This window comes from Pseudomonas sp. (assembly GCF_030684895.1).
Lineage (GTDB): Bacteria > Pseudomonadota > Gammaproteobacteria > Pseudomonadales > Pseudomonadaceae > Aquipseudomonas.
This window is the reverse complement of sequence record NZ_JAUXXP010000025.1, coordinates 1-12717: the sequence shown is the minus strand read 5'-3', so window position 1 is coordinate 12717 and position 12717 is coordinate 1. Positions and strand designations below refer to the sequence as shown.

The 12717-nt window shown below is 60.0% G+C and carries 13 protein-coding genes and 1 pseudogene; 7 read left to right on the top strand and 7 right to left on the bottom strand.

All coding sequences use genetic code 11. From position 1 onward, the window contains the following. Positions 1-174: 174 nt before the first annotated feature. Complete coding sequence (locus Q8M42_RS05045) at positions 175-546, bottom strand: YajD family HNH nuclease (RefSeq protein ID WP_304865122.1); 372 nt, start codon at positions 544-546, stop codon at positions 175-177. A gap of 123 nt (positions 547-669) precedes the next feature. Between Q8M42_RS05045 and Q8M42_RS05040 the strand changes: the two genes are divergently transcribed. Next, positions 670-969, top strand: coding sequence for a hypothetical protein (locus Q8M42_RS05040; protein WP_275962526.1), 300 nt, complete (start codon positions 670-672; stop codon positions 967-969). Between the two features lie 11 nt (positions 970-980). On the opposite strand, the gene Q8M42_RS05035 is transcribed toward Q8M42_RS05040, so the two are convergent. The 4 genes and pseudogenes from Q8M42_RS05035 to Q8M42_RS05025 form a co-directional block, all read right to left on the bottom strand. Next, a complete protein-coding gene (locus Q8M42_RS05035; protein WP_304865119.1) occupies positions 981-1454 on the bottom strand; it encodes a Crp/Fnr family transcriptional regulator in 474 nt (157 codons plus the stop codon). A 122-nt stretch (positions 1455-1576) separates the two neighbouring features. Beyond that, entirely contained in the window at positions 1577-2164 is a 588-nt protein-coding gene (locus tag Q8M42_RS20910) for a methyl-accepting chemotaxis protein (protein ID WP_370692699.1), read from the bottom strand. Between the two features lie 507 nt (positions 2165-2671). Continuing rightward, a pseudogene (locus Q8M42_RS20905) lies at positions 2672-3199 on the bottom strand (Tar ligand binding domain-containing protein); the annotation flags it as partial. 219 nt (positions 3200-3418) lie between these two features. After that, positions 3419-5449, bottom strand: a complete 2031-nt coding sequence (locus Q8M42_RS05025) for a S9 family peptidase (RefSeq protein ID WP_304865115.1) — start codon at positions 5447-5449, stop codon at positions 3419-3421. 152 nt (positions 5450-5601) lie between these two features. Between Q8M42_RS05025 and Q8M42_RS05020 the strand changes: the two genes are divergently transcribed. The 5 genes from Q8M42_RS05020 (at position 5602) to Q8M42_RS05000 (ending at position 9014) form a co-directional block, all read left to right on the top strand. Next, entirely contained in the window at positions 5602-6075 is a 474-nt protein-coding gene (locus Q8M42_RS05020; RefSeq protein WP_304865113.1) for an MFS transporter, read from the top strand. Positions 6076-6135: 60 nt separating this feature from the next. Then, on the top strand, positions 6136-6579 hold the full coding sequence (locus Q8M42_RS05015; protein ID WP_304865111.1) for an HIT family protein: 444 nt from the start codon (positions 6136-6138) through the stop codon (positions 6577-6579). Continuing rightward, on the top strand, positions 6572-7348 hold the full coding sequence (locus Q8M42_RS05010; protein ID WP_304865109.1) for a class II glutamine amidotransferase: 777 nt from the start codon (positions 6572-6574) through the stop codon (positions 7346-7348). The genes Q8M42_RS05015 and Q8M42_RS05010 overlap by 8 nt, the downstream gene beginning before the upstream one ends. A gap of 17 nt (positions 7349-7365) precedes the next feature. Next, the gene (locus Q8M42_RS05005; RefSeq protein ID WP_304865107.1) at positions 7366-7890 is read left to right on the top strand and encodes a DUF2937 family protein; all 525 of its coding nucleotides are present in this window, start codon (positions 7366-7368) and stop codon (positions 7888-7890) included. A gap of 101 nt (positions 7891-7991) precedes the next feature. Beyond that, on the top strand, positions 7992-9014 hold the full coding sequence (locus Q8M42_RS05000; protein ID WP_304865105.1) for a DUF2167 domain-containing protein: 1023 nt from the start codon (positions 7992-7994) through the stop codon (positions 9012-9014). Between the two features lie 57 nt (positions 9015-9071). On the opposite strand, the gene Q8M42_RS04995 is transcribed toward Q8M42_RS05000, so the two are convergent. Together Q8M42_RS04995 and Q8M42_RS04990 are read right to left on the bottom strand one after the other, a co-directional pair. Next, a complete protein-coding gene (locus Q8M42_RS04995) occupies positions 9072-10250 on the bottom strand; it encodes a VWA domain-containing protein (RefSeq protein WP_304865103.1) in 1179 nt (392 codons plus the stop codon). 190 nt (positions 10251-10440) lie between these two features. Beyond that, positions 10441-11286 carry a MoxR family ATPase gene (locus tag Q8M42_RS04990; RefSeq protein WP_274086556.1) on the bottom strand — a complete coding sequence of 282 codons (846 nt, stop codon included), beginning with the start codon at positions 11284-11286 and terminating at the stop codon, positions 10441-10443. Positions 11287-11560: 274 nt separating this feature from the next. Between Q8M42_RS04990 and Q8M42_RS04985 the strand changes: the two genes are divergently transcribed. Beyond that, positions 11561-12580: a DUF6538 domain-containing protein gene (locus Q8M42_RS04985; protein ID WP_304865099.1), complete on the top strand. Its 1020-nt coding sequence runs from the start codon at positions 11561-11563 to the stop codon at positions 12578-12580. The last annotated feature ends 137 nt before the right edge of the window (positions 12581-12717 follow it).

The following is a 12717-nucleotide window of genomic DNA, read 5'->3' as shown; positions in this document are numbered from 1 at the left end:
CAGCTTGCTGGCGATTTAAGGCTCAACAGCATCGCCAACGCGTAGGTTGGCTAGGACAACGCACTGCCGAGGCCAGGCCGGATAGTGCCGTTGGGCAATGCCGTAGCCCGGATGCAATCCGGGGCATCGGTGATGCTCAGAAAACCGTTCCCGGATTTCATCCGGGCTACAGAGTCAGCTTTTTTTCAGCCTTGCAGCCAGGTCGGCGAAGGGGTTGTGGGTCGCCTGGGCGGTCTTCGGTGTGCTTAGCGAGCCTTCACTGAAATATTGCTGGTCGGTGTAGCGCGAGTGTTCGTTGTCATGGCAGTACAGGCACAGCAACTCCCAGTTGGAGCCGTCCTGCGGATTGTTGTCGTGATTGTGGTCGCGGTGGTGCACGGTCAGCTCGCTCAGGCGCTTGCCGGAAAACTCGCGGGCGCAGCGGCCGCAGACATGCGGGTACATCTTCAGCGCCTTGTCGCGGTAGCCTTCTTCACGCGAGCGCTGGGCCTCGGCGAGGATGCGGTCAAGCTTGCCGGTGGCGGAGGGGGATTTATCGCTGCTCATCTGGAATCTCGTACGGTGGTCATGCCACCAGTCTAGCCTTGCCGGTGGTCAGTGAGAACCGCCCGTGCGGCACTTAACGCCGTGGTTGAGGCCCAAGTGAGTAACTGTATGGGAGATACCCGCATGCGCCTGACTACTCTGTTGTTTGTTTTGACCGCGCTTGCCAGCACTTCGCTGCTGGCTCAGCAACCGCCCAAAATGCCCGCCACGGCGCCTGCAGCGGGTGCCCCAGGTACTGCAACGCCGCAACCCTACGCACCGGCTGCGCCGCAGCATCTGCCTGCGCCAACCCGCAATAATCCGCCGTTGCTCAAGCAGGCACCGCTGCCGGAATCCAGCCAACCGCGTCGCGACCAGGAGCTGCCGTTGCTGAAAGAACAGCGCGAACGCAATACCCAGCCGCTGCCAAAATCCGACGAGTGAATTGCTAGCAGCTAGAGCTGTTGCTCGACCAACTGCCCATCGGCCATGCGCAAGCGCCGGGACATGGCGATGGCAATGGCGCGGATGACTTTGGCGGCGGTCTTGGGCGCTTCGCTCAGCATCTTGTCCAGGGAATCCCTGGCCAGCATCAGCAGGCTGCAGTCGCTCACGGCAATGCAGCTAGCCGAGCGGCGTTCGCCGTCGAGTACCGCCATCTCACCAAAGGCGCGGCCCTTGCGCAGTTTGGCCAGTTCGATGGTTTCACCGCTGGAGTTGATCTTGCGCACCGATACCGCACCCGCGTGGATGATGCACATAAAGGTGCCGGGGTCGCCTTCGCGGCAGATGCTCGCCTCCGGAGCGCATTTGCTGATGTTGAAGTAGCCAGCGGCGCTGAGCAGCTCATTGGGCGTGAGGCTGTCGAACAGGCCGCAATCAAGCAGCATGTCGCGTATTTCATCAATCAGTTGGGAGTGGGCGGGCATGGACGGCAGCCTGGATAGACGTAACGCGAGGTCAGTCGCATAGATTGACCTTAGCCGCCCGCCACTGGGCTTGCCAGCGCCACTCGCTGCCTGCCGCCGAGTGGCCCGCTGCGATTTGCAGTTTAGAAACTGAAGCGCCGCATCACGCCTTGCAAGCGCCCGGACATGGCTTGCAGAGACTGGATGGCCTGCACGATACCGCCTTGCGCAGCGGAGTTTTCTTCGACGATCTGCGCCACGCGCTCCACGCTCATGGCCACCTGTTCGCTGGCGGCGCGTTGCTCCTGCAGCGACAGCGAGATCACGCTGACGGCCTGCAGTGATTCATTCAGCGCCAGGCGAATCCCCGTCATCGAGCTGCCCGCCTGATCGACCAGTTGGGTGCCAATGCTGACCCGCTCACAGCCGGCGGCCATGCTGTTTTTTGCTTTGTGCATACCGCTGTGAATGGCATCGACCAGGGCGATGATTTCCGTTGTCGAGTGGGCCGTGCGCCCGGCCAGGCTGCGCACTTCATCGGCGACTACGGCAAAGCCGCGACCTTGTTCGCCGGCCCGTGCAGCCTCAATGGCGGCGTTGAGGGCCAGCAGGTTGGTTTGTTCGGCAATGCCGCGAATCACGTCGACAATCGCACTGATATTGCGTGATTGCGCGGCCAGGGTTTCGACATCCTGCGAGCTCTCGGCCACCAGCTCGGCGATCTTGTGCATTTCTGTGGTGGCGCGGGCCATGACCTGAATGCCTGCATCGGTCATGTCGCCGGCTTTTTTTGCCATGTCGTAGGTTTGCTGGGCGTTTTCGGCAATGTGGTTGATGCTTACCGCCAGTTGCTCGACGGTGGCGGCCATGGCCGAGGCGGTGTCGCTCTGCACATTGGCGCTGGTCAGTACCTGCTCGGAGGAGGCGGCCAGCTGCAGGGTGGCGCATTCGATCTGTTCAGAGGCTTCGCCGATATTGCCGATCATGTCCTGTAGGCCACGGCGCATGCTCTGCACGGATTTCATCACGCCGGTCATCACCTGGTTGCCCAAGGTTTTGCCGCCCAGGCGGCCTTCGGCGATATGCGCGCTGATTTCTTCCAGCTCGCCAGGCTCGGCGCCCAGCTGCCGGCTCATCAGGCGAATAAAATAGAACACCTGTGCCAGACCAATCAGCAGGGCAATCAGCAACACGCTGATGCTCAGGTTGAGGTTGCTGGCATAGGCGGCTTCGCCCAGCTGGTATTGGCGCTTGGCTTCGAGCAGTTGCACGTCGATCAGTTCGGCAAACTTCTCCGAGAGTGGGTCGATCAACGGGTAAAGCCGCTGGCTGGCAAAGGCGTCGATGCCGGCTTTATCGCCACGATTGAGCAGGCTTTGCAGTTCATTCAGTGGTTGCCGGGCCTGTTGCATAAGCGGGTTGATCTGCTCGATCAGCTGGCTTTCTTCGCGGATCAGTTCGGTGGCCAGATAGGCCTGCCAGGTTTCCTCGATCCGCACCTGGGCTTGTTCGATCAGCTGTTGCGCGGTTTTCTCATCCAGCTCGCCGCTGCGCGCTTTGTGCGTCGCATCGACGATATTGACGGCGTACAAGTCGGCAATCAGCTTGAGGTCGCGCAGCGGCACCACGCGGTCCAGGTACACCGTTTGCAATCCCTTGACCGTGGCCTGCAGCCCATACAAACCAAGACCGCCGACACACAGCAGACCAAACAGCAGGCAGCCGGAGAGAAGGAATAGGTGGGTTCTGATCTTCCAGTTTTTCATCACAGACCGTCCATGGTGAGCAGGCAGTTGAATGGGCGAGATGGCAGTGCGCCAGCGTGCCATTCAGCCTAGCCGAACTTGCACGTCAGACAGGTTAAATCTGCATGAACGGTCAAGTAATTTTTCGCCCTAAACGTCCGCTGTTTAGCGCGAATTACTCTGAGCCCGCGCCGCTCTGCCAAGCCATATGGCCACGGCTGGCAGAGCGGCAAGTTGGACTCAAACCAGGCTCAGCACCTTGAGGATAAAGGCGTATTCCAGAGCGGCATCCTTGAGCGCCTGATAGCGGCCGCTCATGCCGCCGTGGCCGGCGTCCAGTTCGGTTTTCAGCAGCAACAGGTTGTTGTCGGTTTTTTGCGCGCGCAGCTTGGCCACCCATTTGGCGGCTTCCCAGTACTGCACCCGACTGTCGTTGTAACCGGCCACCGCGAGAATCGCCGGGTAGGCCTGGGCCTGCACGTTCTCGTACGGCGCGTAGCCTTTTATCCGCTCGAATACCTCGGGCTGGTTTGGGTCGCCCCATTCGTCGTACTCGGTAACGGTCAGTGGCAGGTCGGGGTTCTGCATGGTGTTGAGCACATCGACAAACGGCACCTCGGCGATGGCGGCGGCGAACAGCTCGGGCCGCTGATTGAGCACCGCGCCCATCAGCAAACCGCCTGCGCTGCCGCCGCTGATGGCCAGCTGTGCCGGGCTGGTGTAGCCCTGTGCGATCAGGTGTTCGGCGCAGGCGATAAAGTCGCTGAACGAGTTCTGCTTGTGTTCCAGCTTGCCGGCGCGGTACCAGGCTTCGCCCAGTTCACCGCCACCGCGTACATGGGCGATGGCAAATACGAAACCGCGCTCAAGCAAGGACAGGCGCGCATGGGAGAACCAGGGGTCGAGGCTTTCGCCATAAGCGCCGTAGCCGTACAGATAGAGCGGGGCAGAGGTGCCGAGCACTTCGCGTTTGGCCACCAGGCTGATCGGCACCTGACTGCCGTCGGCGGCAGTGGCCCACAGGCGCTGGCTGACATAGTCGTCGGCATCGAACGGTCCAAGTACCGGGGTTTGCTTGAGTACCACTTGCGCGACCGTGGCCAGCGTCAGCTGACGCACCTGCGCCGGGCGATTGAGCGCTTCGTAGCGCAGGCGAATGGCGGGGCTGTCGAATTCCAGGCTGTCTTGCACATACAGGCTGTAGGCGGCGTCCGGTAGCTGTACGCGGTAGGCCGCTTGTCCCTGCGGCTGCACTTCGATAATCGGTAGGCCGCCTTCGCGCAGACTAAGCACCAGCGCTTGCTGATTAAGGCTAAAGCCTTCCAGCATCACTTGCGGGTCATGCTCGCGCAGCAGTTGCCAAGCGCTGCGGCTCGGCGCTGATTCGCTGGTCGCGAACAGGGCGAAGTTGATGCCGTGCTGGTTGCTGCGGATAAACCAGCTCCACTGGTCGTTCAGCGTGCCGTGGTCCACGTCATATTCGTGGCCTTCCTCGCGTGGCGCCACGCAGCTGAAGTGGCCCTGTGGCGTTGCGGCATCCAGCACCCAGGCTTCGCTGGTGGTCTTGCTGCCCAGTTGCAGGATCAGCTGGCGCTCGGAGCTGCTGCGGTAGCAGCTGAGGAAGAAGCGCCCGTCCGGCTCGTGGAATACCAGTTCGGCCGCGTCAGTGCCGAGGCGGTGGCGATACAGCTTGTGCGGGCGGTGAGTGTCGTCCAACTCGCCGAAGAACAGGGTCTGGCTGTCATTGGCCCAGGTCATGCTGCCATCGCATTCCTCGAACGGCAGCTCGATCAGGCTGTCGTCGGCCAGCTCTTTGACAAACAGCTGGTAGGTTTCCTCGCCGCTGGTGTCCAGGCTATAGGCCAGGCGTTGATGGTCGGGGCTGATGCTAAAAGCGCCGAGCGAGATAAAACCACCATCGGCCAGGGCATTAGGGTCGAGCAGCAGCTGTTCGCTGCTCTCATCGACCGTCAGCGAGCCATCGACGGGTTTGCGGCAGCGGTAATGCCGCGGGTATTCATCGCCCGCCGTGGTGCGCTGGTAATACAGATAAGGGCCCCAGGGTGACGGCAGGCTGAGGTCGGTTTCGCGGATGCGCCCCTTGATCTCCTGAAACAGGCTTTCGCGCAGCTCCAGTTGCTCGCTGAGCTGCTGTTCCAGGTAGGCATTTTCCGCCTTGAGGTGGTCAAGCACCTCAGCGCTGTCGCGGTTTTCCAGCCAGCGGTACGGGTCGGCAGCGTTGTCGACGCGGGCGATGGGGGCGTGTTGCATGGGGTAACTCCGTTGGGTTAGCGGCCGACAGCAGGGGCGCCTAAGCAGGCAAAAGCCGTTATCATAAGCGCCACTTCGCCCGTCGGCTGCTGAAATCTGCGCGCTTATGCGCGTGCGCCGCCTGGTCTTCAATGCCAGAGAATTTGCGTTTTATGACTGAAAACGACTACCTGCTTGCCTGGGGCGCCTATCTGCTGGCGGCTCTTGGTTGCCTGTTGGTGTGGTTTCGCCTGACCAGCTGGATGTGGCGATACCTGCGTGAGCCGTTGCGTGTGCTGGTGCTGGTGCTGTTGTTCAGCCCGACCATTGTCGACCCCGGCAAAGAGCAGTTCGCCCCTGCGGTGGCGATTACCGCCATGGACATGCTGCTTGGCGTGGGCAACAACGCCTGGCGCGCGGTGGCCGACCTGAGCATGTATGCGCTAATCGTCTTTACTCTGTATCTGCTGTTTGTCGCGGTGCGCTGGCCTGTGGAACGGTGGTGGCAGGCGCGCAAGGGGCCTGCACCAATTGCCGAGAATGAGCCGACCTTGCGCGAGATGATGGCGCGCGATGAGCAGGATTTCGGCGACACCCGTTACGATTCCCGTGGTGATCGCAGGCTACGGGTCGAGCCACGTCTGTAACTCAACTTGCGCCACAGCACACAGCCGTTCAGCATGGCCTGTCATTTATAAGGAGGGGCTATGGAGTGTGTGTTCTGTGCAATTGCCGCTGAGCAATTGCCTGCCGAGCGTATTTATGAGGACGAGCACTTTATCGTCCTGCTGGATATCTTCCCCCTGCGCCCGGCCCATGTGCTGATTGTCAGCCGTGAACACGCGCCGTTTCTCAAGGATCTTTCCGCTGCGGCGGCGGATGCGCTGCTGCCATTGGCACAGCGGATTGCCGCCGCCTTGCGCGCGGCCGGGTATGGCGTGCAGGGCATCAATTTTCTGATCAACGACGGGCCGACCTCCAACCAGCATGTGCCGCACCTGCACCTGCACCTGATTCCACGGCGCTGTGGCGATGTCACGCAGCTGCTCTGGCGCGCCCTGACGCGTTTTCTGCCCTTGGCGCGCAAGCGTATTGAAGCGCGTCTGGCCATTGAGGCGCAGCAGCTGCGCGAGGCGTTACGCAATGTGTGAATTGCTGGGCATGAGTGCCAATGTCCCGACTGATATCGTCTTCAGCTTTACCGGCCTGATGCAGCGCGGCGGGCGGACCGGCCCGCACCGCGATGGCTGGGGTATCGGTTTTTATGAAGGACGCGGCCTGCGCCTGTTTCAGGACCCGCGCGCCAGCAGCGAATCAGAGGTGGCGCAACTGGTGCAGCGCTACCCGATCAAGAGCGAAGTGGTGATCGGTCATATCCGCCAGGCCAATGTCGGCCGCGTCTGCCTGGCCAATACCCATCCCTTCGTGCGCGAGATGTGGGGGCGTAACTGGTGCTTTGCGCACAACGGCCAATTGGCCGATTTTTCCCCGCAGCAGGACAACTACCGACCTGTTGGTGACACCGACAGCGAAGCGGCCTTCTGTGACCTGCTCAATCGTCTGCGGCTGGCCTTCCCCGAGCCGGTGGCGGTGGACGTGCTGTTGCCAACCCTGATCAGCGCCTGTGTCGGTTATCGCCAGCACGGCGTGTTTAATTGCCTGCTTAGCGATGGCGACTGGCTGTTCAGTTTCTGCAGCAGCAAGCTGGCGCATATCACTAGGCGCGCACCGTTTGGCCCGGCGCATCTGAAAGATGCCGATATGCAAGTGGATTTCCAGGCGGAAACTACGCCCAATGACGTGGTCAGCGTTTTGGCGACCGAGCCGTTGACCGATAACGAGAGCTGGACGCTTTACCAGCCGGGCGAGTGGCGGTTGTGGCGCGGCGGTGAATGTGTTGCACAAGGCCTAACGGACTGAATTGGGGGGGAGGGGACATGTTTAGAAGCTATCTGCGGTTGGCCTTGTTTGCCCTGGGCTTATTGGTTGGGGTGCAGGTACCAGGGTTTATCGACGACTACAGCAAACGCGTCGAAGCCCATCGCATTGAATCGGAGCAGGGTCTCAAGGGCTTCCGGGAAACTGCAAAGCGTTTCTTCAAAGGCGATCTGGTCGCCTTGGTCGGCCATTATCAGGCCAGCGCCGATCCGGTGATGCGCAGCGATGCTCAGAGCCTGGGCACGCTGGTTGAGCGCTCGGCCTTTCTTGAGCGCGAATCCAAAGCCATGCAAGGGCCCTGGTATGGCCAAGTCTGGCATCTGGCTACCGCAGCCGACCATGAGCTGATGGAAGAAACCCTCACCGCCTACCGCTACCAGGTGCTGCTGGCACCTGAAGCCATCGCCTGGGGCATTGCCTGCGCCATGCTGCTGGCCTGGCTGCTGGAAAGCCTGGCGCTGCTGGTCGGCATGCTGTTTGGTGCGGGTCGCAGCCAGAAGGTGCAGCAGCGGCACTGGCGCTGATACTCTGTGATGTGTTTCAAATAATTTCAGAGAGAGGCCGGTTTTATTGGTTTGGCATGCTAGCTTAGCCGGCCAATCAACTAGTGCTTTATGGAGTTTTCATGTCGATCAAGGAACTGATCCTGGCCGTCTTATTGGCGGCTACCCTGCCTGCACAAGCCGCCCCAGTTGTTGATGAATTGGATGTCACTGCAGAGACGACTGACTCCGTGCTCGCAGACGAAGCAGGGCAAACAGCCGAAGAACTTATCGCCAGCCTAAATTACCAAACCGGTAAAGTTGTGCTCGGCGACCAGTTGGCCACGCTCGATCTGCCCCCTTCGCTGGTCTTTTTGAGTGGTGAGGATGCCGAACGGGTGCTGGTCGATATCTGGGGTAATCCGCCGGATAACCAACCACCTCTAGGCATGATTTTGCCAGTGGCTGTCTCGCCTCTGGCCAGCGAATCCTGGGCGGTTACCGTTGAGTACGAAGCCAATGGCTATGTGTCTGATAAAGACGCGGCCGATATCGATTACAAGGAAATGCTGCAAGACCTGCAAAAAGAAACCCAGGAGAACAACGCCTGGCGTGCAGAGAACGGCTATGAGCCGGTGCTGTTGGTCGGTTGGGCTGCGACGCCGCGTTATGACGCGCAAGGCAAAAAACTCCATTGGGCCAAGGAGCTTAAATTCGGCGATTCCGATGAGGTGCTCAACTACAACATTCGCGTGCTGGGACGCAAAGGCGTGTTAGTGCTTAATTTTGTCGCCGGGATGGATCAGCTGGCGGAAATCGAGCAACAGGTGCCGGTGGTATTGGCCATGACCGAGTTCAATCAAGGCCATCGCTATGCAGAGTTCGACCCGGATATCGATGATGTCGCGGCCTATGGCATCGGTGCGCTGATTGCGGGCAAGCTAGCCGCTAAAACGGGGCTATTGGCAGCCGCACTGTTACTGCTGAAGAAATTCTGGATTATCCCTGTGCTGGCGTTTGGCTGGATTTACCGCCGTATCACTGGCGTTCGCAAGGTTAAAACTCAGGCGCTACCTGCGGCAGCGCCGGATGAGCCAGTAGCAGTAGCGCCGGTATCTAGCGTGCTGGATATGAACAAGCCAGGCGCCGATAGCGAAAAGCCCTGAGCGTTTCTGCTCTAAACAACAAAGGCCCATACGGGCCTTTGTTGTTTTGCTGATGCGCTATTTCGACAGAAACTTCATCCCGTCTTCCAAACCCTGCAAGGTCAGCGGGTACATCTGATCTTCCAACAGCTCGCGCATGATGTTGGTCGAAGCGGTGTAGCCCCAGGTGTCCTTGGGGTAGGGGTTGATCCAGATAAGCTTCTTGTACTTCTCCATAAAGCGCTTGATCCAGACGTAGCCTGGTTCCTCGTTCCAATGCTCGACGCTGCCGCCGGCCTGGGTGATCTCGTAGGGCGCCATGGCCGCGTCACCGACGAACACCACCTTGTAGTCGGCGCCGTACTTGTGCAGCAGATCCTGGGTGGAGAAGCGTTCGGAGGTGCGACGCAGGTTGTTCTTCCACACCGACTCGTACACGCAGTTATGGAAGTAGAAGTACTCCATATGCTTGAACTCGGTCTTGCAGGCGGAAAACAGCTCTTCGCAGACCTTGACGTGGGCGTCCATCGAGCCGCCGATGTCGAACAGGATCAGCAATTTCACCGCGTTGCGCCGTTCCGGACGCATCTGGATATTCAGCAGGCCGCCATCTTTGGCGGTATGGTCGATGGTGCCGTCCAGATCCAGCTCGTCCTGCGCACCCTGGCGAGCGAACTTGCGCAGGCGACGCAGGGCCACCTTGATATTGCGCGTGCCCAGCTCGACCTGATCATCGAGGTTCTTGTACTCGCGCTGGTCCCAGACCTTGACCGCCTTGCCCTGGCGCTTGCCCGCATCACCGACGCGGATACCTTCCGGGTTAAAACCGCCAGAACCGAATGGGCTGGTGCCGCCAGTGCCGATCCACTTATTGCCGCCTTCGTGGCGTTCTTTCTGCTCTTCGAGGCGTTTCTTGAACTCCTCGATCAGCTTGTCCAGGCCGCCGAGGGATTCGATCTTGGCGCGTTCCTCATCGGTCAGCGAGCGCTCGAACTCCTTGCGCAGCCACTCATCGGGGATCAACGCCTCGATATGCTGGTTGAGGTTTTCCAGGCCCTTGAAGTAGGCGCCGAACGCGCGGTCGAACTTGTCGAAGTGCCGCTCGTCCTTGACCAGTATGGTGCGCGAGAGGAAGTAGAACTCGTCCATATCGGCGAACACCACGTTGTGTTTCAACGCGTTGATCAGGTCGAGTAGCTCACGCACCGACACCGGCACCTTGGCGGCACGCATTTCGTTAAACAGGTTGAGCAGCATAGCTGCGCCCTCATATATTGATTCTGGCCGGGCTGCTGCGCGTCGGCCATGCGGCGTTGAAACCTCGCTTCACATGCTCACGTACTGGAGTACGCTGCGCTGTTCAGCTCGGTTTCGCCTTGCCTGGCTCTAGCTCGCGAGCCCTATACCGAGTGGGTAGCGCGTCTGACAACGCGCTGCAGCCCAATTCTTAGCGCGAAGCGCGGCGGCTCATAAAGGCCAGACGCTCAAGCAGCTGCACATCCTGCTCGTTCTTCACCAGGGCGCCGGCCAGGGGCGGGATGGCCTTGGTTGGGTCGCGTTCGCGCAGTACGGCTTCGCCGATATTGTCGGCCATCAGCAGCTTGAGCCAGTCGACCAGTTCGCTGGTGGAGGGCTTCTTCTTCAGGCCCGGCACCTTGCGCACATCGAAGAACACATCCAGTGCTTCGGCGACCAGGTCCTTCTTGATGTTCGGGTAGTGCACATCGACGATCTTCTGCAGGGTCGCGCGATCCGGGAAGGCGATGTAGTGGAAGAAGCAGCGGCGCAGGAAGGCGTCTGGCAGTTCTTTTTCGTTGTTCGAGGTGATGATGATGATCGGGCGTTTTTTCGCTTTGATCGTCTCGTCAGTCTCGTAAACGTAGAACTCCATCTTGTCGAGTTCTTGCAGCAGGTCGTTGGGGAACTCGATATCGGCTTTGTCGATTTCATCGATCAGCAGAATCACCCGATCCTCCGACTCGAAGGCCTCCCACAGCTTGCCTTTCTTGATGTAGTTGCGCACGTCGTGGACTTTGTCGCTGTCCAGTTGCGAGTCGCGCAGACGGCTGACCGCGTCGTACTCGTACAAACCCTGGTGGGCCTTGGTGGTGGATTTGATGTGCCAGGTGATCAAGCGCGCGCCAAAGGATTCGGCCAGTTGTTCGGCCAGCATGGTTTTACCGGTGCCCGGCTCACCCTTGACCAGCAGCGGGCGCTCCAGGGTGATGGCGGCATTGACCGCGAGCTTGAGGTCGTCGGTGGCGACGTAGGACTGGGTGCCTTCGAACTTCATCGGTAAATCCTCGAACGGTAACGCGCAGGGCCATACCCGCGGGTTCAGTATTTGAAAAACAGACTATAACGCGCGGCCCCGGTGACTGTGAACGTAGACGGGCCATTCAGTCACTGGTCGACCGGTACACTTTGAAACTGCCGAGTCGTCGCCAAGCTAGTTAGAATAAGGCTTGCAGCGGTTCGGTCGTGTGACACATGGCTGAGTATTCAGCGCCCGTATGTGCCGCGCGACACCACCACACGACCGTACCACGTGCCCCGGAGAATCCAGAATGTCTTACTTGTCACGCCGTGAAGGGCGCTATCACTATCGGCGGCGCTATCCACAGGCTGTTGCCGATCTGCTGGGCAAGTCAGAGTTCCGCAAAGCGTTGGGCACTGCTGACCGCGTCGACGCTTTGAAGCTTGCACGGCAGGTGTCAGTGGAGTTTGACCGCATCTGCGATGAGGCGTTGTCTCCGGCTGCTACAGCTACGAACGGCACTCTAGGGGTGGATGCACCAAGGGTTGACCCTAGCGCTGTTCTGCGTGGCTTACAGTCCGTTGTAGAGCGCGTCACTCTGCGAGCTGTGGAGGATATGCACCCGGCTACCAAGCGCGTTACAAAGGATTGGCAAACTGAATTGGACTGGCAGCAGCGCGCCTACACCCTGGCCGCTCAAGGAATGCCGCCGCCAGGAATGGAAGCTATGCATCCACTTGAGGCAATGGCCGCTGTGCGGGCTATCGAGGCCGTACAGAGTGGTGCGCCCCTAGCTGTGCTACATGGACCGGAGCCAGTACCAGAGGCGCACACCGAGCAGCCCAGGACGTTGCAGGCGGATACTAGATCAGCGGCGCAGTTCAATGCCGCGCTGGATGACTACTGTGACCGCGTAAGCACTGGCCGGGCGGGGATAATGCGCAAGCTCTGCGACCGCGTTCTAAGGTGGCCAAGCACTCCAGCACAGCAGGTACAGCGCATCATGGCCTATGCCGAGGGCAAGCTAGCCGCTGGCGGTGCGGCATCGTCTGCCCATACCCAAGCGGCAGGAATGATTACGGTCCTGCGGGAGGTGCCAGGATGGGAAGGAATCAGTCTGCCTAAAACAGGTGCCACTGCCCGCGCTATTCGTGCTGGTGGTGCGCTCCAGAAGAACGCCAGGGACCCCATGCCCTTGGATGTGGTGAAGGTTGTACAGGCCAGCTTAGAGGCCCGTGGGGATGCCGTAGACGCGGCGGCGGCTCAGCTCTTGGTTCGGTACGGCTTGCGCCCTATTGAGCTGCTGCAAGAAGGTCCAGACGCCCTGTGAATCGCCCCTAGTTTCGTAGACACCTCCATGCCTCATAATACGGCCCATTAGGAGGTGCCATGAGCAACCCGCGTTATCCCGAAGAATTCAAAATTGAAGCTGTCAAACAGGTGACCGAACGCGGTCTTCCTATAGCT

Coding starts and splice junctions, on each gene's coding strand:
- Q8M42_RS05045 (WP_304865122.1), bottom strand. CDS start 546: ATGAGCAGCGATAAATCCCCCTCCGCCACCGGCAAGCTTGACCGCATC.
- Q8M42_RS05040 (WP_275962526.1), top strand. CDS start 670: ATGCGCCTGACTACTCTGTTGTTTGTTTTGACCGCGCTTGCCAGCACT.
- Q8M42_RS05035 (WP_304865119.1), bottom strand. CDS start 1,454: ATGCCCGCCCACTCCCAACTGATTGATGAAATACGCGACATGCTGCTT.
- Q8M42_RS20910 (WP_370692699.1), bottom strand. CDS start 2,164: ATGCACAAGATCGCCGAGCTGGTGGCCGAGAGCTCGCAGGATGTCGAA.
- Q8M42_RS05025 (WP_304865115.1), bottom strand. CDS start 5,449: ATGCAACACGCCCCCATCGCCCGCGTCGACAACGCTGCCGACCCGTAC.
- Q8M42_RS05020 (WP_304865113.1), top strand. CDS start 5,602: ATGACTGAAAACGACTACCTGCTTGCCTGGGGCGCCTATCTGCTGGCG.
- Q8M42_RS05015 (WP_304865111.1), top strand. CDS start 6,136: ATGGAGTGTGTGTTCTGTGCAATTGCCGCTGAGCAATTGCCTGCCGAG.
- Q8M42_RS05010 (WP_304865109.1), top strand. CDS start 6,572: ATGTGTGAATTGCTGGGCATGAGTGCCAATGTCCCGACTGATATCGTC.
- Q8M42_RS05005 (WP_304865107.1), top strand. CDS start 7,366: ATGTTTAGAAGCTATCTGCGGTTGGCCTTGTTTGCCCTGGGCTTATTG.
- Q8M42_RS05000 (WP_304865105.1), top strand. CDS start 7,992: ATGTCGATCAAGGAACTGATCCTGGCCGTCTTATTGGCGGCTACCCTG.
- Q8M42_RS04995 (WP_304865103.1), bottom strand. CDS start 10,250: ATGCTGCTCAACCTGTTTAACGAAATGCGTGCCGCCAAGGTGCCGGTG.
- Q8M42_RS04990 (WP_274086556.1), bottom strand. CDS start 11,286: ATGAAGTTCGAAGGCACCCAGTCCTACGTCGCCACCGACGACCTCAAG.
- Q8M42_RS04985 (WP_304865099.1), top strand. CDS start 11,561: ATGTCTTACTTGTCACGCCGTGAAGGGCGCTATCACTATCGGCGGCGC.